This window comes from Acinetobacter sp. ABJ_C4_1 (assembly GCF_044538495.1).
Classification (GTDB): domain Bacteria; phylum Pseudomonadota; class Gammaproteobacteria; order Pseudomonadales; family Moraxellaceae; genus Acinetobacter; species Acinetobacter nosocomialis_A.
The window spans coordinates 1-453 of sequence record NZ_JBIUCQ010000034.1 but is presented as its reverse complement, the minus strand read 5'-3'; the positions used below and the strand labels follow the sequence as shown (position 1 = coordinate 453).

Annotated in this window: 1 pseudogene; it reads right to left on the bottom strand. The window is 48.3% G+C overall.

The features are described from left to right. Nucleotides 1-453: pseudogene (locus ACIF8R_RS18360) on the bottom strand (hemagglutinin); the annotation flags it as partial.

Here is a 453-nt window from a genome sequence, read left to right as displayed (position 1 = left end):
TTACACTGTCAATATTCAGATCACGATTCAGTCCATACTGAATTGTATTGCCGGTCTTGGTCACTTTCAGGTTGGTTTCACCTGCAACCGTACCAATGTCTACCGTATCACCAGCTTTTACTGCAGCCGCATTGGTACCATTACTTTGTAGTGTCCAGCCTTTGTCTAATGCAGTGATCGCATCGCCCACGTTATTGACGTTATTGCCATTCACAGTATAGGTCGGTGAACTTACTGCACCTGTAGTGCTGTCATAGCTTGATCCACCACCCAGATTGTTGGCTGTGCTGTTGCCCAAGGCATCGGTCTTGTTGTTGCTTGACGTACTTAACGCATCAAGCTGGCCTTTGTTTACTGCATCGGTTGCTGCTGTGCCCGCACCGACATTGGTAACTTTCTCACCATTTGCATCCAGTCCGTTCGCTGTCAGCTTCCCTGCAAACACAGGCGCAT